Below are 24,033 nucleotides of genomic sequence, written 5' to 3'. Positions count from 1 at the left end.
GTATACAAATGACTTATATCATGGTGGATAAACCGAAATTCATAGGTTTTGTTCTAATAACCAAAAATTTATCGAGAGATCTGGATAATATAAAAGACGATATTCAATCGGCAGGCAAGAGACTGGACTGGGAAGTTCTCGCTAGTACAAACATAGAAAATAATCTTAAAACAATCACACGCTCAATGGACGAACAGGCTGCACTGCTAAATAAAATGTCCGCTTTTCTGGGCAATGCCTTACGTGACTACAACGAGTTAGATAAAGTATTATTTGCAAAATGGGAAAATGGGAATGCGAAGGTTAAAAAGTCCTTAATTACAGATATTAACTGGTTAGCTCCATTAGGACCTTCAACAGTAGCTGCTTTAATAAGATACGGTGAATATCTCAAAAAAATTTCGCAGGGATTTGATATTCAAAGATTTAAGGATGGAGGTATTTGGAGATCACAAAAGTTCCTAGATGCTTTAGATGATGATGAGATTAAGGGAATTGCACGTTATTTAAGTAGTGATGAGATAAAGTCCGCATTAAAAGAAATGGATGTCCAATCCGTATTAAAAGAATTAAAAGAAGGAGGTGAACTAGAGGGTGCTGAGTTTGTTAATAAGAAGATAGCTGTTCTAGGAGCTTTGCGGGATAGATTAGGGTGGTTAAGCGTCGGAGTAGATGTTGTCACTGATTTTAATGAAAATCTTAAAAAAGATGCCTCTAGTAGTAAAATAATAGGTGATACTTTAGGAAATGTTTTTGTAGGTGCTGGTACCGCTGTGGCAGGGGCATTATTAGTCACAACATTACCTGTCTCTCTTTCCTTTACAGCCGTTGTAACCGCAGGCTTTGGAATATCGGTGGGCTTAACATATTTAACGGAAGGAATAAAATTTGATTTCGATAATGATAAGAAAGATGAAAGCATGAAGGACATGGTTAAAGCCGGGTTTACCGATGGACTTGAAACAGTTGCAGGATGGTTTAAATAGTGATTAATCAATAATCCTATTTGTGAATCTGCATTCTAATAAACTTTTTTGAGGAGAATTCAATTGTCAGACACATATATTTCATTCAAGCTAAGTTCCGAAGAGGCCTTTTTGCTTTTGAAATTAATGGGGTTCAATGAACTGCTGGGTTTTTCCAATCCATTTAAAAATGATTCGCAGGAAGAAATGAATCAATCATTAATGAATGCTAAGCAGCAATTGCTGGAGGAAAAATTAATATATGAAACAGAAGGCAGGATTGAATTGGATCCTACAGTTTATACCATCTTACAGGGATGCAAACTTTGTGAGAGAGTTTCCTGGCTGAACATCGTAAGGGATGAAAAGATTTATGATTATTATTATTTTATTTCCTCTCAACAAGTCATAGAGTTAACGGAAGAATTAAGTGATCAATCTAGTTCAGTGGAATTTAAACTAATAGGAAATATCTATGACTACCTTGTGGAAATACTAGCAAACCTAGACTCTCCAAACGAAGAATGCTCCCTTACCATCAGAGATTCGATCAGTTTAGAATCACTTAATTTCATTGTTAACAATCTCAAACATGCATCTCTTAAGGAATTAGAATCTTATGTTTTAGAAGAAGGTGCATCAATTCCTTTTGCAAAGGCACTTGTTAAGGGGTTTAAACATAACATTACGATAGGCCAATTAGTATATTTCTTAAAAATTGTTGATGGCTGGAACACAAAAGGAATGAAGTTTTTGATAGAACCTAATGGAAATTGGCTGTTTACACAAAGCGATCAAGATAATATAAAGGATATCTTTTATGCCGAATGTTTTAATCGCAATGAATTTTATCAGTCAGTAATCGAAGAAGCAGTTTCTTCAGCCAAACAGTTCTCATATTAAGTAAAAGGTGGTAAGAATATTGGACAATAATGAAACGTTACTGCCAATAGGTTCAGTCGTCATCCTGAAAGAAGGCACTAAAAAACTCCTTATATATGGCAGAAAGCAGCTTCTGTTAAAAGAGGATGGCCCGAAAATGTACGACTATGTTAGTTGTTTCTACCCTGAAGGGCATATCAATGCAGACTATACTTTTGTTTTTAATCAAGCGGATATACATGAAGTTATTTTTAAGGGTTATGTAGACGAGGATGAAAGTAAGTTTGTATCAGAAATATTAGGAGATTAATAATATGTGCAAGAAATTTTAGATTAAGGAAGAAATCAGATGAATGATTATTTTCAAATTCGTGTAACTTCACAATCTAATATCGGAAATTTCAGAAAAAATCATGAAGATAATTTCCTGCTGGATAATGGAGATTATCTTTCTCAGTTACACCTGGAAAATGATTTTGATGAATCCGTAAAATCCTATCAAACTACAGTTTCACAAGCTTTATTTGCAGTAAGTGATGGAATGGGCGGACATCAATCTGGTGAAGTTGCAAGTTTTCTTACTGTTAGCAAACTATCTGAAATGCGTAACCATATACTTTCCGCTCGTCGTCTTGAGGAAGCCGTTAACCGCTATCAAAAATATATCAGCAGCCTGAATTCAGAGATGATTATCATGTCTTCCATGGATAAATCTTTAATGGGTATGGGGGCTACTTTATCAACCCTCATTCTGCATAGCGGCCATGCTATAGGTATTCAGGTTGGTGATAGTCGAATCTATCAGTATCGGCAAGATGAGCTCATACAAATGACGAAAGATCATACAGAAGGTCAAAGAATGCTGGATTTGAATTTATTGACAACCGAGGAAGTGAGCCGATTTAGATCCAGTAAAGAATTGACTCGTTATGTAGGTATGGGGGATGAATACTTTGTTCTAAAAGGAGATCACACAGAAGCTGTGAAGATAACTGATCGAACATGGTTTCTTCTTTGCAGTGACGGCTTAACAGATGCTGTGGAGGATGCGGATATTCAAATAATCCTAAAACATTATTTTGATGACGGAATTGTAGAAGTTGCAGCAGAGGAGCTTGTATATAAGGCTTTACAGGGCAATGAAAGAAAAAAGGGAGGGACAGATAATATCACCGTAATGATCGTAGAAATTCTCCCTGTATGAATAAAGTAAATCTCGTTCTTGGAAGGAGGTGTCTTGGAGTGTCAATTTCCTCAAATCTGGCAGGTCAAAAAATCCTTGGTTATCATGTCGATGAATTCATTGGATCGGGAGGATTCGGTACCGTTTATAAGGTATCTAAAACTAATGAGAGCGGACATTATGAATCAGCATTAAAACATATTGTCATCCCGAACGAAGCACAATATCATGATGTTTTAAATTCTATGGGTGGAGATCATTCTAAGGCCGAAAACTATTTTAAGTCTGTACTGCAGGAAATTATTGATGAGATCAATATTTTACGGTCATTATCTGAAAAGAACAATAATCACATTGTTACATACTATGACAACGAAGTTGAAAAACAAGACGTACCTCTAAGATATGATATTTTTATCCGTATGGAATATGTAACACCTCTTGCCAATTACCTGAAAGAAAACAAGATTACAGTTGAAAATGTCATTGACTTAGGTCTTGATATTCTGTCTGCATTGGAATTATGTCATACGAACGGAATCTTCCATAGAGATATTAAAGATGAGAATATATTTGTGAATAAAGAAAGAGTTTTTAAAGTTGGCGATTTCGGCATTGCTAAGCTTTTAAAGAACACTTCAAGGGCCGCTTCAATGAAAGGAACACCTGCTTATATCGCTCCCGAAATCCTTGCATTAGAAGAATATGATCATACTGTAGACATATATTCATTGGGAACATTACTATATAAATTGTTAAATTATGCAAGGCTTCCGTTTCTGCCTCCCTATCCGGAAAGCTATGAAATGTCGGATATTGATCATGCAATTGAAAAGCGGCAAAAGGGTGCAATACCAGACCGTCCTTTGAATGCTCCTGCAAAATTAGGCGATGTAGTGGTAAAAGCTTGTTCACCAAGAGAAAACCGTTTTTCGTCAGCAAAAGAATTTTCAGATGCCCTTTTTGAAGTAAAACAGGGCTTATCATACGAAGAACTTCTTAAAGTCGTTTTGGTACCAGCTGCTGCAAGGCAAAGTAAAGAGTCCAGTTCCAATTTAACGATAGATAATCATTATTCAAACAGTCATTCAAGATTCCTAAGTTATGACGAAACTGTAGGGACAGACTATTCGAATACAAGTAATAGGCTAAAACAAAATGAACAGAAAACAAATAAAAATGATCAACATGAAAATCTATTTGAGACGATTCCTAGTGACAGAACGATGCAAAGTGCAGATCCGATTAGCATTACCCCGCCTAATTTAGAAATGGGCAATGATCATAGACGCAATACTCTTGAACATGATAATTCCCAACGTCGTGAATCAGATGAATATACTGCACCATCTGTTAAAAAAGACTTTAGTTGGCTTGTTTATTTATCCCCTGTAATTATTGCTTTTATATCAATTATTTATTATATGAACATGTTTTCATTTCTAGAGGATATTCCTTTAGTCAGAATTATTCTTAGCAAAGGAATCATTACTTTAGTACTCTCAATTTCATTTATTGTATCTTTGTTCTTAGTTGGTAAAAAGCTTCAAGGACGGAGAGAAGAATCTTCCCCATTTGCAGAATTAAAGGATAAAGAGCCATACTTCAAAGTATCTGAAATCCTAAGCTTACTTAAACAAGTAATGGACCGTGAAAAAGAAGATAAAGACCGCTATAGACAAGTCTGGCAGCGTGTTAAGCAACTTAAAGAACAATTGGAAATTGAACCTGATTTTGGTTATGGAAAAAGACACATTATACAAATAGAAAATGAAATAACATCAATACTTTATCACATAAAAGGATTAATCGATGGCCTCAAAAACCGTAATACCGGACAACTGAATAAAATTAATCATCTTTTATCAGATATTAACGAGCTATTAAGAAGAAGACGTGAGATGCTTAAACGTTAAGACAGACAAAGAAACCGAATTTCCAAAAGGTGGATTGTAGGAAGGGAATTAGCAGAAATAATTTATTCATGAAAAATATACGCTCAGAGAGCTCTAAGCGTATTTCTTTCCCTTTTTCAAGCTTTTATGCCTATTTCCAAAAAACGTACCCGCTACTTCCTGTTCCTACATGGAAAGCAGATGTAGTACGTTAGTGAATTCGTAGCCCTCTTTTTTAAGCACCTTAAGCATGTTGGGCAGTGCTTCAGCAATAGGCATGTGGATATCATGTATAAGGACGATCGAGCCTGGCACTAGATAGGCCGTAACCACCTTATGGATGGAATGCGCATTCCGGCTTTTCCAGTCGATTGAATAGACGGACCATAGGAAAAGTTTTTTCCAGTCATGCTGGAAATCTTTTTGACATCTCCATTTATGGCTCCATAAGGAGGACGGACGGTGGATGGAAGCGGGGCGCTTGCTTCCTCAATTTCTTTACAGATTAAAAATGAGTGCCTGTTCCCTAGTCTTGTAAAGCTTTACCTTACTAGGGGACAGTGACTTTTTATCAAAATATGAACTGAATTGCAAATAAAACGCCTAGCACGTTTACTTGAAGAACGAGGACTTTTCATCTAGTTCTTTCTCAAGAAATTTGATAGGCGTTGGCGGGGAAGTTAGGTTGGGTTACAAAAGCAATTCTTTTTTTAAAGGAATATGTTGATTTTGTGTGGATTTTGAAAATATATGGATAATTATGATATCAAGCTTAAGTATGGTACAAGCAAAGTAGCAGAAATGGGTGGCGAAAACATAACGGTTAAGAAAAATCATCCATCATACCATTTTCAATAGGAGAGGAGAAACTCGAAGTAAATATTACCGAAAGGGATAAGGTATATGTCGAAAATACGAAAGCAGATATTATTAGAAGAAAATCTATTCACAACGGAATAGGATGTGAAATTAGGCTAATCGAATATACAAATGAATTATATGTAGAAAATTCATCAGTTGTATTAGAAAAAAGAAAAACCTGCTAAAATGGTATTCAAAAAATTGGACCGTCCACATTCCGATCTGGTTAGTCCCGCAACGATGCGAAGTTAGAAGAGGTGGACGGTCTTGAATATAGTTTATGCTCTAAAAATAAAAATAATGCAAGTTAGATTGGTTATTTATTGATAAGCGAAATATTCAATTAATATTTCTCGGGAAAGCGCAAATTCAGACATTTCCTGATTTCCTCAATCAAAAATTAGCGTAATTTGCCGGAATTACAGATATTTTCCGGATCAAAATAAGTCAACAAAAGATAAAAAAACCGGCCCTAAAGAGAGCCGGCATTTTATGCAAAAGAACATTCTTTTTCTGAAGATGAAACAATTTTTTGAACTTCAGAGCCTTCTAATGTTTCTTTTTTCAGTAGTGCTTGGACTAATGAATCAAATTGTAATCGATTGGTATTGATGAGTAGTTCGGTTTTTTCTAAAGCCTTATGGAAAAGCTCTTGCATTTTTGTTTCTTTTTCAACCTTATTAAAGGTTAATGTAAAACCATCCTCAAGTAAACCTGTATCAACCATTTGCTCTATCACATGCTTGGCTTGTTGGACGTCACCGCTTACCCCAATGCTATGTTCACCCAGAATGAGCCGCTCAGCTACACCACCTGCCAAGATCATGGCTACTTGATCAAGCATATCACTTGTAGTTGATAAGTGCATTTCTTTCGGAATCGGTGCAACATAACCAAGTGCTTGTCCACGCGGAATAATGGTCGCTTTACGAATAGAGCCAGGTTTAGTAATTGCGGCAACAAGAGCATGCCCAGCTTCATGAATAGCCACTCTCTGTTTTGTATCAGGATCTTGCAAGACTCTTGTTGTACTTCCAAGGACGGTACGATCCAGTGCAAAATCTAGATCTTCTTTCGAGATTACTTCCTGTCCATTTCGAACAGCTCTTCTGCTTGCTGTTTCAAAAAGGGAATGAAGCTCTGCGCCTGAAAAACCTGAAGTACTTTCTGCCAGATCTTCAAGTGAATCCTTAACATCGTCTGCCAAAACACGATCTTTTGCTTGAATTTCAATAATTTCTTTTCTGCCATTTGTATCTGGAAGCGGGACATGGAAAGAAAAATCAATACGACCGGGACGTAGGAAGGCATCATCGAGCATATCCTTCCGATTCGTTGCAGCGATGAATAGGATCCCATCATTTGATTGTCCACCATCAAGCTGAACGAGAAGCTCCGTTAATGTTTTTTCACTTTCCTCACCGCCATGCTGTTTTCTTTTACCAGCAAGGGCATCGACTTCATCGATAAATACGACAGCAGGCTTTTGCTTTCTTGCATTTTGGAATAATGTCCGGACACGAGAAGCTCCGACACCAACAAACATTTCATTAAATGCAGAACCACTCGTAGAAAAAAAGGTAGCACTAATTTCCTTTGCGATCGCTTGGGCAAGTAATGTTTTACCAGTCCCAGGAGGACCGTATAGTAATATGCCTTTTGGAGGTTTAACGCCCATTTTGAGAGAGCGATTTGGATCTTTAATTGTTGTTAGAGTTTGCAAAATTTCCTCTTTCATTTCACCTTGAATACCGCCTACATCGGCAAGCGAAATAGAGGGTAGAGCTGTTGCTTTAGAAACACTTTGCTTCAATGAATTAGCAGCTCCTAGACCGCCTTTTCCGGATTTATATAAATAAATGCCTATTCCTGCCAGGAACGCAACCAACCCGCCAAAAATCCATGGAGTATAAGGGCTGCTAGAAGAAAATGTATATTGAACATTATAGTTTTCTACTATATTATCTATCATTTGGCTGTTCGGAGGAATATATGAAACATAATTACCTTTACTCGTTGAAATAAAAAGCTTTCCGTCTTTTTGTTCATTGATTGTAACTAACTCACCTTTTTGAGCAATTACTAAGTTCTCAACGGAGGAAAAAGGAATTTGTTCAGCTTTTTTTCCTGCTTGAACAGTCCAAATTACTGCTGCTAAAATCACCAAAAACGCTACAAATATTATTGTAATTGTTGATGCTTTATTTATACGTAATTTCAACTTATTCCCTCCCTTATGTATTTTTATTATAAATAACATAAATAGGGTAGGGATAGACCCATTTTCATGTAAAGTGAAGAAAACATTGGAAATTATATTCGTTAAATTAAGAAAACAAAATTTAATATGGAATTATAAAAGTTGAGAAAGGAGTAAAATAGTCATTTCAACTTCACATATGTTGGAAAGTAATATATACTAATTTAGGAATAATTACATAAACGTAACCACAAGGGGAGCAAATTGCTGAGAGTGAACACATAGTTGTTCTGACCCTTCGAACCTGTTAGTTAATTCTAGCGTAGGAATGTGGCATGAATAGAATGTTTATTTTGCATGAATTTCTATTCTCCCCTTGAGGTAACGTATGACACAAAAGGGGAGATTTTTTATGAAGAAAATAAGTCTGATTGCATTGATCGAGGCTTCTTTTTTTGCTGCATTTGCTATTGTTCTAGATTTATTGCCATCGATTAAGCCAACACCAAATATTTCGATTTCAGTTGCAATGATACCTATTTTTATTCTAGCCTTTCGCTGGGGGTTTCGTGTTAGCTTAATCTCAGGTTTACTTTGGGGTATTCTTCAGATCGTAATGGGTGACGCTTGGATTGCTACACCTACTCAAGCATTCATTGAATATTTCATCGCATTTGCTTGCATTGGTTTTGCAGGTTTATTTTTTAATCTGATACAAAAGGAATTGCGTTTCGGCGACAAGAAAAAAGCCTATGGATGGATCGTTGCCGCAATATTTGTTGGCAGTCTGGCGCGATATTTCTGGCATTTCATTGCAGGAGCAATTTTCTTTGGAGAGTACGCACCAGAAGGAATGGATCCAATTCTATTCTCATTCGCGGTAAATGGTGTAACAATGCTAGGTGCATTTACATTATGTTCATTTGTTGCTGTCCTATTAGTATCAACTGCGCCTAGATTAATTATTAGAAAAGACAATACACTAGCAATCGAGCATAAAATAGTATCATAATAAAATAGGGGACTTCATTAAAAATTGCACTATGATTGATAGAATTTGTTGATCAATCATAGTGCAGTTTTGTTTGGAAATTATTTTCTATTTTTTCTTTTAATAAAAATATACAGAAAAACGATTACTAATAATCCAATTATTACTTTGTCAGAAATCCCATTTTCCTCATTCTTTTTTTCTTTCGCTTTGCTGCTTTCATCCTTTTGATTGTTATCGATTTTTTCTGTTTGTGTATTATCCGTAGAAGTTTCTTCGGTTTTATCAGGAATGGCCACTGATTTATTTTCTATATCATTCTTCTCTTCATCTGAAGGTGCGTACATACCCTTTGATAATTTTTTTGCCTCAGCCATTGCAGAAACAATGCGGTCTTCATATAAATAGTTTCCATAATCATAGAAATCCTCAACTAAACCAGCTTTTGTTATTTCCTCTTGAAGCAATTGATCATCAACCCAAACCCATGCAAGCAAGCGATTATATTTATCGAAAACACGATCTCCATCCGTTTCCAGAGTAATATTTCCAGATCTTAAGTAGGAGCATGTATATGTACTTGCCTCTTTTCCAAACGGTTCTATTTTGTTTGTGCTTTCTGGTGTATCGATATATAAAAATCTTGTTTTATAGGTTTGTCCGTTTATCTTAAAGTGTGCAGTATCCCCATCGATGCATTTTACAAGTTCAGCGGGGTACCTCATTCCTAACTTAATTGCCTCATTTGGTCCTTCTGTAGAAGACATATCAACAGATGGTGGTAAAACTTCCGTTTGATCTGTTTTACTTTGGTTTGGAAATGAATAGCCTTCTAAATCCACTTTTTCTTTGGACAAACCAGATGCACAACTGGAATTGCTGTTATATTTTTTAATTAATTGAATGAGTTCCTCCATATTGGCTGCTGTTTTTGCAATAGAGGAAGGTTCATGAAGTAAATAGACACAATCTGCCTTGCGAAAATGCCCTCCTAATTCATCCCGTGCTCCATTATGAGCTGCTGTTAATGTAGGGAGTATAAAAAAGCTAAAAATAGTAAAAACAAAAATGATGATTCGATTAAATTTGCACAAAACTTGTACCTCCTATGTAACAACCATACGGTACAATATAATACCATAATCAATTTAATTTTTGTTTGTTTTTCGATTATTCATCTCAAATACAATTTTTTACTTCCAAACAAAAGAATCAAAAATAGGCACATTATCTTTAACTTCTCGTATTATAAAGGGATATTTTTTTGATGAGGAGGTATAGAATTGTATCCATATTATGATTATACAAATTCATATAGACAAACTGAAAAAATAATCGCAAATTTAACGAAAGCTATTAATGGTGAGTACAGTGCTATTCAATGCTATCAAAAACTAGCAAATATGGCGCCAACACAAAAAGAAAAAGAGCAAATCCTTGAAATAAAACAAGATGAAAGTAAGCATCTTCAAACATTTTCACAAATGTATGTAAATCTAACTGGTAGACAACCAAGTCCTCAATTAATGGATCGATGCCCTAACAATTATAAAAGAGGGCTGGAGTATGCACTAATTGATGAACAGCAAACTGTGGATTTTTATTTAGAAGTCGCTGACGAAACAACAGATCAAACAATAAAAAATGCTTATAAACGTGCGGCTTTAGATGAACAAAATCATGCTGTATGGTTTTTATATTTTTTGACGAAGCAAAAATATTAAGATCAATAGAAAAGAAATTGGGAAAAAATCGATTTCTTTTTCATTTTGAAGATAAAAGTTGTCATTTTTTGTACCCCCAAAACGAACAAGTAGATGGCGAATAATCTATTAAAAATATTATTTATCCCGCATTAACGGGCAGTAAGACCCCCACTGATGGAAGTTTCACTTTATTGCTCCAATTCAACAAAGGAGGTCTGATTGTGATCTTAATAAAGACTGATATTGATAAACTATTAGACGCAACAGAGGAAATGGCAGATGAGGATTTTAGTAGTATAATCAGACGGATTGAAATTGATAGATTACTTGAAAATACACAGGACTGGTAAAATTCATATAAGTAAGAGCATATCCACTCAAATTCTGAGTGGTTTTTTGTTTTTTAGGAGATTAACTTATTAGAAATGAAATTAAATCTCCAATGAAACTTCATCAATGAAGTTTTTCTGAAGTATAGGATGTGCTAGGCAGACTATGTGACAGGGCAGTAAAGCTGCTGCAGTAAGACATCGTACGAGGAAAAACTTTTTATTGAGGACGTGGCGTTTTTGTTGGTCACTCTGTAAACAAAAAAACTCTTGCTTAAAAATTCACCAAAGCTTACAAGCGCAATTGTTAAAAGTGCTTTAAACTTTAAGTTTTTTACAGAGTGTAAACTTTTTGGTTTTTTATACAATATTTGTAACGAACGGAAGTGGATCTGCGTCAATAGCTAATAAAGGGGTGAAGTCAATGAAAAATAAATGGTTTGTTATTATCGGAGTTGTATCATTTTTCATAATCTTTCTCTCGTTTTTCTTTACAACCCAATTAAAGGTTGTAAGCGGAATGGATGAAGGTGATGATAAAATGATTGTACTTCAAAATAAGGTTTGGAAAATTCATTTTTCAGAAAAACTAAAACCAGCAAGTGTCAATGAAAAAACTGTTTATGTAAGCAATGAAAAAGGAGAGAAGCAAAAGGTATCCCTTTCTTTGAGTAATAATCAGAAAACCATTATGGTTGAACCTCCAGCTGATGGCTATTCATTGTTATCACAATATTATACATTATATGTCACAAAAGATATAAAATCCGATTTAGGAAGAAACATGCTAAAAATAAATAAGCAAACCTTCACAGTGAAAGAGAAACTGCCTACCGCTGACTCAAAAAGCAAATTGAATGCCCACCTATTAAAACGATTAAAAGAAGAGCAAAGAGGAATAAAATCTACAGTAAGTATTATGGATACCGCTAAAGAGGAATCGTCGAAATCTAATGATGCAGGTGCGGATTTTTCAGAAACAAATGTACAAGTTCAAGGAATTGATGAAGGAGATGTCGTTAAAACAGATGGATCACATATCTATCAGGTCGTAGATGGAAAAGTTCAAATCGTAAAAGCAGTTCCTTCGAATCAAATGTCTTTAGAGTCACAGATTGCATTCGAACAATCCTTCTCTCCTTATCAAATCTTTTTGCACAAGGATCAATTGGTGATTATGGGTAATAGTTATGGACAGATGAATATGCCCATGCATAATGAAAGCTCAAAAATAAGGATTGCCCCTATCCATGAAACAACAAAAGTCTACATCTATAATGTGAAAAACAAAAAGAGCCCTAAAAAAGTAAGAGAGATAGAAATTGAAGGCCACCTTATGTCATCGAGATTAATGGATGGTAAAGTATATTTAATCGCAAATAAATATGCAGATATATGGTTGCTGAAAGATAATCCAGAAATGGATATGAGGCCAAAATACTTTGATTCCGCAAAACATACCGCAATACAGCCGATAGACTATAATAAAATTCAATATTTCCCAGATTCCAATGAATCAAATTTCACGAATATTGCTGTAATTGACCTGAATAATCCAAAGGCAGATATAAGTCTCTCAACTTATTTAGGAAGCGGCGATAATATCTACATGTCAAAAGACAATCTTTATCTTGCCGTTACGAATTATTATCCTTATTCAACACAGAATGATCCATCCTTCCAGCTTGATACATCAGTATATAAATTTACAGTTAAGGGGATGAAAGTAGATTTCCATAGCTATAGTGAAGTTCCGGGAACGGTATTGAACCAATTTTCAATGGATGAATATAAAGGATATTTTCGAATTGCCACAACAAAAGGCCAGATTTGGGATGATCAAAGGCCATCAGCAAATAATCTTTATATCCTTGATCAAAATTTAAAGCAGGTTGGAGAACTAGAGGATTTAGCTAGAGGTGAACGAATCTATTCCGCACGTTTTATGAATGACCGAATATATATTGTGACTTTTAAGCAAACAGATCCATTATTTGTTATAGATGGTTCAAACCCACAAGAGCCAAAGGTAATAGGAGAATTAAAAATACCTGGATTTAGCAACTATCTGCACCCTTATGATGAAAACCATATTATTGGCTTCGGGCATGATACGAAAGTATTAAGTGGGAAAGGAGAAAGAAATCAGCCGATTATTTTAACAAATGGAGTAAAAATCTCGCTATTCGATGTTAGTGACATGGCTAATCCTAAAGAAAAATTCACTGAAATTATAGGAGGCAGAGGAACATATTCACCTCTCAACCATGACCATAAAGCACTTCTATATGATAAAAAGAAAAATCTATTTGCCTTTCCGATAACCGTATATCAAAATTTAGAAAATAGTCAATATGACTCCAGTTATGAATTCCAAGGTGTCTATGTCTACAATATTGACTTAAATAAGGGATTTACATTAAAGACAAAATTATCTCATCAGAACCCTACAGCACCATATGAAGAATGGGAAAACAACATAGATAGATTATTGTTTATTGGAAATTCATTATATACATTATCACCGCAGAAAATTTCTTCTTATGAAATCGGTTCATATAAGCTGCAGAGAGAACTGAACTTGAAAAAATAATGGAGAAAGAAGTTTTTACACGTAATGAAAAATTTCTATTAGACAGAAATAGGGCAGTTTCATGGTCGAAAAAAAGACCTATGAAACTGCCTTTTCTATTGAATTATAAATATAAAATCTAGGATAATAAGGATATATTCTAGTATCATACATATCTATATATTAAGTATCACCTAAAATAGATGTACCACACATATTACTAGCTTAAATCACGGCTATTAAACTGCTCTTAAAAAGGCTGGAGATATTAATGATGAATACGATTTTATTTTATATTGGCTCCTATTTTATCGGGAATTTATTAACAGCTCATATTATAGTAAAATTCATTCGAAAAAAAGGGGATATCCATACTCAAGGATCAGGTAATCCAGGTGCAAGAAATATTGGGCGATTATATGGAAAAAAAGCATTTGTCATCACATTTCTTGGGGATGCACTGAAAGGCTGCTTCGTCATTCTTATTGGGAGGATTCTAAATCTCTCGGAAATTGAGCTATTATTAGGTTTAACACTAGCCGTACTTGGTCACATTAAACCAATTATTTTTCACTTAAAAGGGGGAAAAGGGGTTTCAACTTTTATAGGCGGAATCATTACTTTTGAACCATTGTTAGCACTGTTGATTATTATAGTATTTTTAATTATTTATCCTCTGACTAAAAGCTTTACCATTGCAGGTCTCGCTTCGTTTTGTATGATTCCGGTTGCCGTATTATATTTTTACAAGTCCATTGATCTTTTGTTCGTACTTTCAACGTTGATAGTCATCATTATCCTTGCTCACTCTGAAAATTTATTTAAAAAAATTGGACATACTTAAGTGATGGAAAAAAGCATGATTATGAAGTGACTCACAAAAGTTAGACACGGGTTATTCATTAGGCTGTTTGCTAGGCATGAATCCGGTATTGCACTGGAACCATGCCTTTTCATTTTGCCTTAACTCGTTTTTGATTATTAACGAGCTTTGCACTTTTCTAATGATCAGGAGAATTAACCATTATTGCTGCGACTTGTGTTAATCGATCATAAAACAGATTTCCAGCAGGATGATCATTAAGACCAATCTCCTCGAATGCTTCTTTCATGCAATGGAGCCAACATTTTGCCCGTTTCGGAGTAATTTCAAATGGAAGATGGCGTTTTTGCATAGCAGGAGGTCCAAATTCCTGACTGTATAGAGCAGGACCTCCAGTAAATTGTGATAGAAACATTATCTGTTTTCTTTTTATTTCCTCCATATCATCTTGAAACAAAGGGCTTAAATCCTTATCCTCATAAACTCGTGGGTAGAATGCATTTACAAGCTTTTCAATCGTTTCTGCGCCACCAATTTCCGTATATAGAGAAATAAATTTATTATCCATTATACTCACCACATTTTATTTTTTCTGATAAATTCTAATTATAAACTTAAAAGGATTCAGACTTTGTGACATGAATCACGCAACTTGGAATAACAAAGAGAGCATTGTCAAATTCTATTACAAAACGAACAATTGAAGGGAAGTAATAGGAATGAAAAAAGATTTAGGATTTGAATGCCAAGAAGAAAAAGATATATATCATCATTTATTGCAGGAACAAATAACATATATTTCCGTGAAAGAAGAGGAAGAACGGATAAGAGAGGAATTAAAAAATGGGAAAGGGTATGAAGATGAATGAATAGAAAGACTCTTCCTGTAATATTTAGTCTGATTATGCTTATTTTTATTCCTTCAACATTAACCTATGCCCAACCTGAAGCACCCTCCTATGCAAAATGGGGACAACTAGCTGTGAAAACGGCAAAGGAAAAATACCCAAAAGCGAATATTGTCGATTATCTGCATATTGGCAGGGAGGACAAAGCAAAGTCCTCGATAGAAAAATTTAAGCTCTGGCTCGTTGAGGGAGGGAAAGAATTCGGATTATTTATTAATATCGAATTTAACCCCAAAAATGACAGAGTGATTCGTATTATAGTAAAAAAATCAGCAGTATAGGTAGGGGAAACAATATATTTAATATTACAGTCAGGGCTGACTTTAAATAAAACCAGCCCTGATTATTGATTCGACATTCACTTCAAAATAACCTAAGTCTTTGACACGTTAAAATACTTAGCCTCCGGATGAGCAAAAACGATAGCAGAAACGGATGCTTCTGGCTCCATCATACAGCCTTCTGTTAAATGAACACCAATATCCTCAGGACGAATGAGATTGAATAGCTTTCGCTGATCCTCTAAATCAGGACAAGCTGGATAGCCAAATGAAAAGCGTTGCCCTTGATATTTCGCAGCGAAGCGTGCTTTCATTGTCATATCAACAGGATCAGGGAAGCCCCAACGGTCACGTATCTGTCTATGAACGAGTTCTGCAAAGCCTTCTGCTGTTTCAAGTGCAAGTGATTGCAGTGCATGACATTCTAGAAATCTTCCTTGTGACTTTAAATTGTCAGCAACCTGCCTAATCCCTTTTCCAGCCGTAACAGTAAAAAAGGCGACATAGTCCATTTGGCCGCTGTCCTTTGGTTTTAAATAATCTGCTAAACATAGATATGGTTCTACTTCCTGTCTTGGAAATTCAAATACTTGGATTATTTCCGTCTGCTTTTCATTATAAATCAGTACCTTATCTCCATCTGATTGGGCAGGGAAGAATTGATAAACAGCTGCTGGGGCGATCCAGCCTTTTTCTTTTGCATCTTCAATTAATCCATTTACAATTTCATTAATTTTTATTGCCTTTTCATCGCCTTCTGCAAGCAGCTTCTCAAGCTTTCCATTTAGACCAAGATGATGTCCAATCAGCATTTGCTTATTAATATAAGGCTCAATATGAGAGATTGAAATCGATGTCAAAACACGTCGTTTTAAATCTAAAGGTATATAAACTGGAACATTCGTATTTAGTTTTGGGCGAACTTTTACAGCAGTTGCAGCTGAAATCGTGCTTCTATCAAATGGAACAGCATTTTGAGTCTTTGCTTGCTTTTCTAAATGCTCACGCTTTAATATTTCATATTCTTCAGGATTCTGCAGCTGGTTGACGATGGAGAGTCCATTCATGGCGTCTTTAGCGTATAGGACAAGTCCATTATATTCTTTAGCAATTTTTGTATCTGTGAATTTACGTGAAAGAGCAGCACCGCCAACAAGAATAGGGATATCTATTCCTGCCTGCTTCAAATCATGAGCAGTTAGGACCATTTGCTGAGCAGATTTTACGAGCAACCCTGATAATCCAATCATATCTGGTTTTTCTCTTTTAATCGTTTCAACTAGCTCTGAAGGTGGAACCTTAATGCCAAGATCGATTACTTCATATCCATTATTGCTTAAAATGATATCGACTAAATTTTTACCGATATCATGTACATCACCCTTTACGGTAGCCAATACAATTTTACCTTTTCCTGCACTTGAATCGTCTTTTTCCATAAAAGGCTCAAGAAATGAAACAGAAGCCTTCATTACCTCTGCACTTTGCAAAACCTCTGCCACAATGAGCTGATTATCATTAAATAATCGTCCGACTTCCTTCATGCCATTCATTAATGGTCCATTAATAATATCGAGTGGGGCAGGATATCTGCTTAATGCATCTTCCAAATCTGGAATAAGTCCTTCCTTTGTTCCTTCTATAATATAATAGGAAAGGCGTTCTTCAAGCGTCATGTCAGGCATGATGCTTTTCTGTTCTTTTTTCTTATCTCGGTAAAAGTCGGTAAATTCAGCAAGTGACTTATCAGTCGTTTCAAATAATAGTGACTCCGCAAGCTTAACTTCCTCTTTTGGAATGGAAGCAAATCTTTCAAGCTTTTCGGTATTGACAATCGCATAGTCGAGTCCAGCCTGTGTACAGTGATATAGAAAAACAGAATTCAAAATTTCACGACCGACAGGAGGGAGGCCGAAAGAGATGTTGCTGATTCCAAGAATAGTTTGAACTTCAGGGAAGGCTTCTTTAATTAGACGAATCCCTTCAACTGTTGCTTTTGCACTTCCTATATATTGTTCGTCACCAGTGCCAACAGGGAAAACAAGAGGATCAAAAATGAGATCTTCTGGTTGAAAGCCATATTTATGAACGAGCAAATCATAGGACCGTTTTGCAATCTCAAGCTTCTTCTCAGCTGAAACACCCATGCCTTTTTCGTCAATCGTTCCGACAACAACGGCAGCTCCGTATTTGTGGACGAGGGGAGCAATTGCACTAAATCGCTCTTCACCGTCTTCAAGGTTAATAGAGTTAATAATGGCCTTACCTTGTGAATATGAAAGAGCTTTTTCAATAACTTTCTCATCAGTTGAATCGATAACAAGAGGGGCCTTCACTTTTTTGACAAGCTCCTTCATGAAGGATTCCATATCATGGATTTCATCACGATCAGGATCTGCGAGACAGACATCAATGACATGTGCTCCTCCTTTCATTTGTGCACGAGCAATTTCAGAAGCTTCCTCATATTTACCTTCTTTTATTAATCTTTTAAACTTACGAGACCCGATGACATTTGTGCGTTCTCCAACCATAATAGGACGGAGGGTAGGATCATCATAGATAAGAGGTTCGATACCGGAAACTTTATGGACTAATTTTTTATCAAAATTTCTTGGTGGATACTTTTTCATTTCATCAGCAATGGCTTTAATATGTTCTGGTGTCGTTCCGCAACAACCTCCGACAATATTGAGCCAGCCTTCAGAAGCAAATCCCCCCAGCTTTTTCGCAAGCGATTCAGGTGTTTCATGATATTGTCCTTCTTCATCTGGTAATCCTGCATTTGGATAACAGCTTATTGCAGCTGAGGAAAGACTTGATAGGGAACGGATATGTTCCTGCATGAACTCAGGTCCAGTCGCACAATTCAAACCGACAGCTAATGGCTTCATATGTTCCAGTGAAATATAGAATGCTTCGATCGATTGACCAGCTAGTGTTGTACCCATTGGTTCGATTGTGCCAGAAACAAAAATAGGCAATTGCTTTCCTGTTTTTTCGAATGCTTTTTGAATACCGATAAATCCAGCTTTTACATTCAGCATATCTTGACTCGTTTCCAAAAGAAGAAGGTCAATTTGTCCATCAATTAGCCCAATCGCTTGTTCTTCATAGGATTCAATAAGTTTTTCAAAAGTTGTACCGCCAGTGACACTTAATGTTTTAGTTGTTGGACCAAGTGAGCCCGCAACAAATCTTGGCCAGTCTGTTGTTGAAATCTGATCAGCTACTTTTCTGGCTATCTGTGCAGATTTTTTATTTATCTCATACGCCTTATGGCCAAGATTGTACTCATCCAGAACAATGCCTGTCGCACCAAAAGTATTCGTCTCAATAATATCTGCGCCTGCTTGTAAATATTCAATATGAATTTGCTCTATAACAGAAGGGGAAGTGATATTTAAGTTTTCATTACAACCGTCATATTCCTCTCCACCAAAATCCTCAGTTGACAAATTGGCGTTCTGAAGCATAGTTCCCATTGCGCCATCCATAATGAGTATTTTTTTCTTGAGTTGTTCAATTAATTGTGACTTCCGCATTTTGTCTCCTCCTTGAAATCTTGGCACTTGTTTCATGGGCATATGCTGATAATTCAACTGATATTTCATAGCGCATAAACGGAGTAATTAAATAAATTCCGTTAAATAATTCTGCTGCAGCATCAATTAAAGATTTCGTAATGGTAATTCCTTCACGAGCAGCAAGTATCGAGTCATCTTTAAGCTCAGCCATTCGAGCGCGAATTGAATCTGATATTTTAATACCTGGTACCTCATGATGAAGGTATTCTGCATTTTTACTGCTTGTTAATGGCATAAGCCCGATATATAACGGTTTCTTTAAATGTTTAATTGCTCCATGAACCTCTATTAATTTTTCCTCTGAAAAAATAGGCTGGCTTATAAAGTAATCGGCGCCATATTCGATTTTTTTCTCAAGTCGCTGCACAGCTCTATCAAGTGATTTCACATTCGGATTAAAAGCAGCACCAACAGAAAAAGCTGTTTTTTCACCAAGATCTTTACCTGATATGGATAAACCTGCATTTAATTGTTTTATCATTTGGATTAATTCAAATGAAGACATATCATAAACAGACGATGCCCCTGGAAAATCTCCAACTCTAGCTGGATCACCAGTGACAGCAAGAACATCATGAAGTCCAAGGGTATGCAGCCCCATTAAATGGGACTGCAATCCAATAATATTTCGATCTCTGCATGTAATATGGACCAATGGCCGTGTGCCTATTTCCTTTTTAATCCGATAACCAATTGCCGAATTGCAAATTCTTGGAGAAGCTAAAGAATTATCCGCGAGCGTAATCGCATCAATTCCAATATTTTTTAACGCTTTTGCCCCTTCGAAAAATTTATCTGTATTTAGTTTTTTGGGTGGGTCAAGCTCGACGATAATGGATGCTCGTTCTTTAACTATATCCTGCAAAGGAGGATCTTCTCGTAAGGTTGCAGATGAATTTGAAATAATTATCTTTTTACTATTCTTTACCTTCTTTTCAGTAATAGGAGGGAGTCCCTTTAATTCTTTTGCAAATGCACGAATATGATCAGGAGTTGTTCCGCAGCATCCTCCAAGAAGTCGAACACCTTGATTCCGAAAGTCCCTTGCAGATTGCCTGAAATATTCAGAATCTCCTTCATAATGAAATTTGCCATCTGTATAAGCAGGCATACTTGCATTTGGATAAGCGGATAAATAAGCTTGCTTTGGAAGGGGAATCCCTTCTAAAGTCAACAGCATATGGTGTGGGCCGAGTCTGCAATTTAACCCAACTACATCAGCCCCTAGCTTTTCAAGGCGAGAAAGTGCTTCAGAAATTGGTGTTTGATCTTGGAGAATTCCAACCTCATGAAGAGAAACTTGGGCAATAATCGGCAAATCCGTTTCTTTTCTTGTAATAGCTAAGATATGTTCAAGCTCTTCAAGATCATAATAGGTTTCTAGCAAGATACCGTCCACACCTTCTAGCAAAAGGCAATAAAGCTGTTCTCTAAAGCTTCTCTTTATTTCCTCAATTGAAACAGTATTTGGCCTTATTCCTCTTATTCCACCTATTGTTCCTACAACATACGCGTCTTTTTTTATAGCATTTCTAGCATTTCTAACCGCATAGGTGTTAATCTCTTTCACCTGTTCTTCTAGTCCATATCTTTGCAATTTTAAGTAATTAGCAGCGTAAGTGTTGGTTTGAATCAAATTCGCGCCCGCAAGAATGTATGCTTCATGAATTTGCTGGATTTGTTCAGCATGGGAGAGATTCAAATTTTCGAAACAACTATCCGTTCCATAAGAGTAAAGAAGAGTTCCCATTGCACCATCAGCTATTAAAATTTCATCTTTCATTCTTTCTAGGAAACTCATTTCCATCCTCCTTAGCAATACGTTTTAAATGTAATAGATAAAGTGAAACTTCAATCAGTGGGGGTTTTCCTTCATTCCCCACTGATTGTTAGTTGAACCAATCGGGCTTTTACGGGCTGTTGATCCCCCACTTAGAAATTTATTCTTAACTCAACTTCTTGAAGTGGGGGTCTTACAGCCCGTTAATCTGCGATCAATTGAAACTTCAAAAATGGAGTTTTAAACCTCGTTAATCAGTGATAGAGCAGATGTAATATCATTTATTAAGTCATCGGGATTTTCCAAACCGACGGATAGACGGAGAAGTCCATCAGTAATTCCTCTGCAATGTCTTTCCTTTATTGACATTGATGCATGAGACATTTTTGCAGGGTAGGAGAGGATTGATTCAACCGCTCCTAAGCTTACGGCAAATGCAGGAATTTTAATTCTAGAAACAAACTCTTTAGCTGCCTGTTCGTTTTCAAGTTCAAATGAAATGACTGCACCAGGGCCATTAGCCTGTCTCATTTGGATTTGATATTGCGGATGATCGGCAATTCCAGGGTAATATACTCGTTTGACTACTGGATTTTTTTGTAAAAAAGATGCGAGTTTCCTTGCTGATTTCATAGATTGATCCATTCTGACATGTAATGTTTTCAGTCCACGCAGAACGAGCCATGCATCCTGGACTCCTAAAATTGCACCAAAAGAATTTTGTAAAAACCCTAGTTTTTTCCCTAGTTCAGTATTTTTTACAACTGCTAAACCTGCTACGACATCACTATGACCCGATAAAAATTTCGTTGCACTATGTAGCACTATATCAGCTCCTAAAGAAAGGGGCCTTTGTAGGGCAGGCGTTAAAAAAGTGTTATCAACAAATGTTAATGCCCCATGCTCTTTAGCAATCGAAGAAATTGATTTAATATCAGAAACCTTTAAAAGGGGATTGGAAGGTGTCTCTACATAAAACACCTTCGTATTTGGACGAACAGCCTTCTTTACAGCCTCTAAATCGGTCATGTCGACAAATGTGTACTCAATTCCATATCGTGAAAGAACCTTCGTGACGAATCGGAATGTCCCACCGTACACATCATCCGTAATGATTACATGATCACCTTGTGATAATAGGAGGAAGGCAGTGGAGATGGCTGCCATCCCTGAGGAAAAAGCGAATCCATGTGTTCCTTCCTCTAACTCCGCAATAACAGATTCAAGTGCCTCACGTGTAGGATTTAAACTTCGGCCATAATCGTATTTGCCAAATGTATCGAAATCGCTCTGATGAAAGGTGGAGGCATGTTGTATTGCTACACTAACCGCACCTGTTAATGGATCAAACTTATGCTGATTATATAGAAGCTTTGTTTCAAATGAATAGTCATTTGCATCACTCATATCGCCACCCCCTCCATGACTTTGGCAAATGCAATTTCTAAATCATGAATAATATCTTCTGTATTTTCTATTCCTACTGAAAATCGTAATAATCGGTTACATACTCCAGTTTCAATTCTAATATCCTCTGGTATATCAGCATGAGTCTGGGTAGCAGGATAGGTAATAAAGCTCTCAGCTCCTCCAAGACTTTCAGCAAATGAAATAAGGTTGAGGCTTTGCAAAAACTGATTCACCCATTCTTCATTTTTGATCCGAAAAGATATCATTCCTCCACGCCCTGGGTAGAGGACATCCGTAACTGCATCATGACTTGATAAAAAGTCCACTATTCTAAGTGCATTTTTTTCATGTCGCTCCATTCGGAGGGCAAGAGTTTTCATCCCTCTCATGAGCAGCCAAGAATCGAAGGGACTAAGCACCGCACCTGTCGCATTGTGATATAGTGTAAGCTGCTCACATAAATCCTTTCCCTTAGCAACAATCAAGCCCGCCAATACGTCATTATGTCCGCCTATGTATTTGGTTGCGCTGTGGATAACGATGTCTGCTCCTAATTTCAAAGGCATTTGTAAAATAGGTGTATAAAAAGTGTTATCAACAATAAGTAATAAATTATGCTTTTTAGCGAACGAAGCTACTTCTGCAATATTCGTTTGCTCCATTAATGGGTTTGTAGGCGTTTCGATGAATATCGCTTTTGTCTGAGATGAAATTTCTTTAGTAAGAACCTCTTCAGAGAAAGTTCGAATATATTTGCACTGCAGCCCCCATTTTTTGAAGCCTTGTTCAAAGAGTCTATATGTACCACCATAAAGATCTTTTGACACGATAAATTCATCACCGGCTTGAAAAAGTGAGAGGAGAGTATGTATAGCAGCCATTCCAGAGCTGCATGCAAATCCTTGATCACCTTCTTCAAGCTCCGCAATTGCTTTTTCCAATAAAGCCCTTGTAGGATTACCAGTACGGATATAATCGAATCCAGTTGACTGACCAATCCCTTCATGGCGATAGGCAGTTGAAAAATATACAGGGGGGTTAACCGTCCCTGTAGACGTTTCACTTCGATTACCGATTTGTGCAAGTATTGTATCAACCTTATGCATCATTAACACTCCTTAATCAAATGAGAATTTTTTAGCATTGAATTTCACTTTAATAGGTTAGTAAACTTAGTTTTTTTATAGTTAAAAAATAAAAAAAGCCCTCTTATAAGAAGAAGACTTTTCAAAAGAAACAGCGCCATTCTTCTTATCTTTCAAGTTTTAAAAAAACTTGCAGGAATTAGCACCTTTTCAATCATATGTGATTGATGGTTGCTGAGGCGTCACTGGGCCTTACCCTCGACCTCTCTTGATAAGAAATTCGTATTTAATTTTTTTTAAACTTTACACTATTACATTCTGAAAAGTCAATCCCTTCTGATAACTATTTTTTCTATACGAATTATAGAGGCTAAAAATTGTAAGGGAAGAACAGATTAAAGTTTATTGTCTAAATATTGTAATTATTTTATCAGAATAAGTTTTTTGTTTTTACATTTACGAGGAAACTTTACACTATATGTATGTTTAAAACCTTTGAATTAGTCACTTTAAAGTGATAAAATTGCATTGGAAATTATTTATCCCTGAAAAATAATATTATTCTTTCAATTTAC

The 24,033-nt window shown here is 36.1% G+C and carries 19 protein-coding genes and 2 riboswitches; of the genes, 12 read left to right on the top strand and 7 right to left on the bottom strand.

Annotated elements, in window-relative coordinates:
• Positions 1-8: 8 nt before the first annotated feature.
• The 5 genes from KHA94_RS25855 (at position 9) to KHA94_RS05380 (ending at position 4,946) form a co-directional block, all read left to right on the top strand.
• Positions 9-986: a hypothetical protein gene (locus KHA94_RS25855; RefSeq protein WP_249365315.1), complete on the top strand. Its 978-nt coding sequence runs from the start codon at positions 9-11 to the stop codon at positions 984-986.
• Positions 987-1,097: 111 nt separating this feature from the next.
• Positions 1,098-1,868, top strand: a complete 771-nt coding sequence (locus KHA94_RS05395) for a hypothetical protein (RefSeq protein ID WP_213101057.1) — start codon at positions 1,098-1,100, stop codon at positions 1,866-1,868.
• Positions 1,869-1,887: 19 nt separating this feature from the next.
• The gene (locus tag KHA94_RS05390) at positions 1,888-2,157 is read left to right on the top strand and encodes a DUF4176 domain-containing protein (RefSeq protein ID WP_249365314.1); all 270 of its coding nucleotides are present in this window, start codon (positions 1,888-1,890) and stop codon (positions 2,155-2,157) included.
• A gap of 39 nt (positions 2,158-2,196) precedes the next feature.
• Positions 2,197-3,051: a PP2C family protein-serine/threonine phosphatase gene (locus KHA94_RS05385; protein WP_213101056.1), complete on the top strand. Its 855-nt coding sequence runs from the start codon at positions 2,197-2,199 to the stop codon at positions 3,049-3,051.
• Positions 3,052-3,089: 38 nt separating this feature from the next.
• Complete coding sequence (locus KHA94_RS05380; protein WP_213101055.1) at positions 3,090-4,946, top strand: serine/threonine-protein kinase; 1,857 nt, start codon at positions 3,090-3,092, stop codon at positions 4,944-4,946.
• A gap of 1,330 nt (positions 4,947-6,276) precedes the next feature.
• On the opposite strand, the gene KHA94_RS05375 is transcribed toward KHA94_RS05380, so the two are convergent.
• Positions 6,277-8,007, bottom strand: a complete 1,731-nt coding sequence (locus tag KHA94_RS05375) for an AAA family ATPase (protein ID WP_249365312.1) — start codon at positions 8,005-8,007, stop codon at positions 6,277-6,279.
• Positions 8,008-8,229: 222 nt separating this feature from the next.
• Positions 8,230-8,332, top strand: a riboswitch (TPP riboswitch).
• 66 nt (positions 8,333-8,398) lie between these two features.
• Between KHA94_RS05375 and thiT the strand changes: the two genes are divergently transcribed.
• Complete coding sequence (thiT, locus tag KHA94_RS05370; RefSeq protein ID WP_213101053.1) at positions 8,399-8,998, top strand: energy-coupled thiamine transporter ThiT; 600 nt, start codon at positions 8,399-8,401, stop codon at positions 8,996-8,998.
• Positions 8,999-9,078: 80 nt separating this feature from the next.
• Here thiT and KHA94_RS05365 read toward each other — a convergent pair whose 3' ends face one another.
• Entirely contained in the window at positions 9,079-10,071 is a 993-nt protein-coding gene (locus tag KHA94_RS05365; RefSeq protein WP_249365311.1) for a thermonuclease family protein, read from the bottom strand.
• A gap of 189 nt (positions 10,072-10,260) precedes the next feature.
• On the opposite strand from KHA94_RS05365, the gene KHA94_RS05360 reads away from it, so the two are divergent.
• From KHA94_RS05360 to KHA94_RS05350, 4 genes are all read left to right on the top strand, one after another.
• Positions 10,261-10,701: a ferritin-like domain-containing protein gene (locus KHA94_RS05360; protein WP_213101052.1), complete on the top strand. Its 441-nt coding sequence runs from the start codon at positions 10,261-10,263 to the stop codon at positions 10,699-10,701.
• 203 nt (positions 10,702-10,904) lie between these two features.
• Positions 10,905-11,033 carry a hypothetical protein gene (locus tag KHA94_RS26235; RefSeq protein ID WP_275950862.1) on the top strand — a complete coding sequence of 43 codons (129 nt, stop codon included), beginning with the start codon at positions 10,905-10,907 and terminating at the stop codon, positions 11,031-11,033.
• A 403-nt stretch (positions 11,034-11,436) separates the two neighbouring features.
• Positions 11,437-13,605 (top strand): beta-propeller domain-containing protein, encoded by a 2,169-nt coding sequence (locus KHA94_RS05355; protein ID WP_213101051.1) that lies wholly within the window; start codon positions 11,437-11,439, stop codon positions 13,603-13,605.
• Positions 13,606-13,855: 250 nt separating this feature from the next.
• A complete protein-coding gene (locus KHA94_RS05350; protein ID WP_213101050.1) occupies positions 13,856-14,428 on the top strand; it encodes a glycerol-3-phosphate acyltransferase in 573 nt (190 codons plus the stop codon).
• 157 nt (positions 14,429-14,585) lie between these two features.
• On the opposite strand, the gene KHA94_RS05345 is transcribed toward KHA94_RS05350, so the two are convergent.
• Positions 14,586-14,975 carry a globin domain-containing protein gene (locus KHA94_RS05345; protein WP_213101049.1) on the bottom strand — a complete coding sequence of 130 codons (390 nt, stop codon included), beginning with the start codon at positions 14,973-14,975 and terminating at the stop codon, positions 14,586-14,588.
• A 151-nt stretch (positions 14,976-15,126) separates the two neighbouring features.
• Between KHA94_RS05345 and KHA94_RS05340 the strand changes: the two genes are divergently transcribed.
• Positions 15,127-15,276 carry a hypothetical protein gene (locus tag KHA94_RS05340; protein ID WP_213101048.1) on the top strand — a complete coding sequence of 50 codons (150 nt, stop codon included), beginning with the start codon at positions 15,127-15,129 and terminating at the stop codon, positions 15,274-15,276.
• Positions 15,273-15,596: a DUF3889 domain-containing protein gene (locus tag KHA94_RS05335; RefSeq protein ID WP_213101047.1), complete on the top strand. Its 324-nt coding sequence runs from the start codon at positions 15,273-15,275 to the stop codon at positions 15,594-15,596. Before KHA94_RS05340 ends, KHA94_RS05335 begins: the two co-directional genes overlap by 4 nt.
• A 92-nt stretch (positions 15,597-15,688) precedes the next feature.
• On the opposite strand, the gene metH is transcribed toward KHA94_RS05335, so the two are convergent.
• The 4 genes from metH to KHA94_RS05315 all read right to left on the bottom strand — a co-directional run bounded on the left by metH (position 15,689) and on the right by KHA94_RS05315 (position 23,479).
• Positions 15,689-19,141 carry a methionine synthase gene (gene metH / locus KHA94_RS05330; RefSeq protein ID WP_213101046.1) on the bottom strand — a complete coding sequence of 1,151 codons (3,453 nt, stop codon included), beginning with the start codon at positions 19,139-19,141 and terminating at the stop codon, positions 15,689-15,691.
• Positions 19,119-20,984 carry a bifunctional homocysteine S-methyltransferase/methylenetetrahydrofolate reductase gene (locus KHA94_RS05325; RefSeq protein ID WP_213101045.1) on the bottom strand — a complete coding sequence of 622 codons (1,866 nt, stop codon included), beginning with the start codon at positions 20,982-20,984 and terminating at the stop codon, positions 19,119-19,121. Before KHA94_RS05325 ends, metH begins: the two co-directional genes overlap by 23 nt.
• A 219-nt stretch (positions 20,985-21,203) precedes the next feature.
• Entirely contained in the window at positions 21,204-22,370 is a 1,167-nt protein-coding gene (gene metC / locus KHA94_RS05320) for a cystathionine beta-lyase (protein ID WP_213101044.1), read from the bottom strand.
• On the bottom strand, positions 22,367-23,479 hold the full coding sequence (locus tag KHA94_RS05315; RefSeq protein WP_213101311.1) for a methionine biosynthesis PLP-dependent protein: 1,113 nt from the start codon (positions 23,477-23,479) through the stop codon (positions 22,367-22,369). Before KHA94_RS05315 ends, metC begins: the two co-directional genes overlap by 4 nt.
• Positions 23,480-23,621: 142 nt before the next feature.
• Positions 23,622-23,736: riboswitch (SAM riboswitch) on the bottom strand.
• Positions 23,737-24,033: the final 297 nt, after the last annotated feature.

Source organism: Cytobacillus citreus (assembly GCF_018343665.1).
Classification (GTDB): Bacteria; Bacillota; Bacilli; order Bacillales; family Cytobacillaceae; genus Cytobacillus; species Cytobacillus citreus.
The sequence above is the reverse complement of the archived record's forward strand: the minus strand, read 5'-3'. Positions and strand labels throughout refer to the sequence as shown.

Bases quoted from the DNA above. Each gene is read 5' to 3' on its own strand.
- KHA94_RS25855 (WP_249365315.1), top strand. From the start codon at position 9: ATGACTTATATCATGGTGGATAAACCGAAATTCATAGGTTTTGTTCTA.
- KHA94_RS05385 (WP_213101056.1), top strand. From the start codon at position 2,197: ATGAATGATTATTTTCAAATTCGTGTAACTTCACAATCTAATATCGGA.
- thiT (WP_213101053.1), top strand. From the start codon at position 8,399: ATGAAGAAAATAAGTCTGATTGCATTGATCGAGGCTTCTTTTTTTGCT.
- KHA94_RS05355 (WP_213101051.1), top strand. From the start codon at position 11,437: ATGAAAAATAAATGGTTTGTTATTATCGGAGTTGTATCATTTTTCATA.
- KHA94_RS05350 (WP_213101050.1), top strand. From the start codon at position 13,856: ATGATGAATACGATTTTATTTTATATTGGCTCCTATTTTATCGGGAAT.
- KHA94_RS05345 (WP_213101049.1), bottom strand. From the start codon at position 14,975: ATGGATAATAAATTTATTTCTCTATATACGGAAATTGGTGGCGCAGAA.
- KHA94_RS05340 (WP_213101048.1), top strand. From the start codon at position 15,127: ATGAAAAAAGATTTAGGATTTGAATGCCAAGAAGAAAAAGATATATAT.
- KHA94_RS05335 (WP_213101047.1), top strand. From the start codon at position 15,273: ATGAATAGAAAGACTCTTCCTGTAATATTTAGTCTGATTATGCTTATT.
- metH (WP_213101046.1), bottom strand. From the start codon at position 19,141: ATGCGGAAGTCACAATTAATTGAACAACTCAAGAAAAAAATACTCATT.
- KHA94_RS05325 (WP_213101045.1), bottom strand. From the start codon at position 20,984: ATGAGTTTCCTAGAAAGAATGAAAGATGAAATTTTAATAGCTGATGGT.
- metC (WP_213101044.1), bottom strand. From the start codon at position 22,370: ATGAGTGATGCAAATGACTATTCATTTGAAACAAAGCTTCTATATAAT.
- KHA94_RS05315 (WP_213101311.1), bottom strand. From the start codon at position 23,479: ATGCATAAGGTTGATACAATACTTGCACAAATCGGTAATCGAAGTGAA.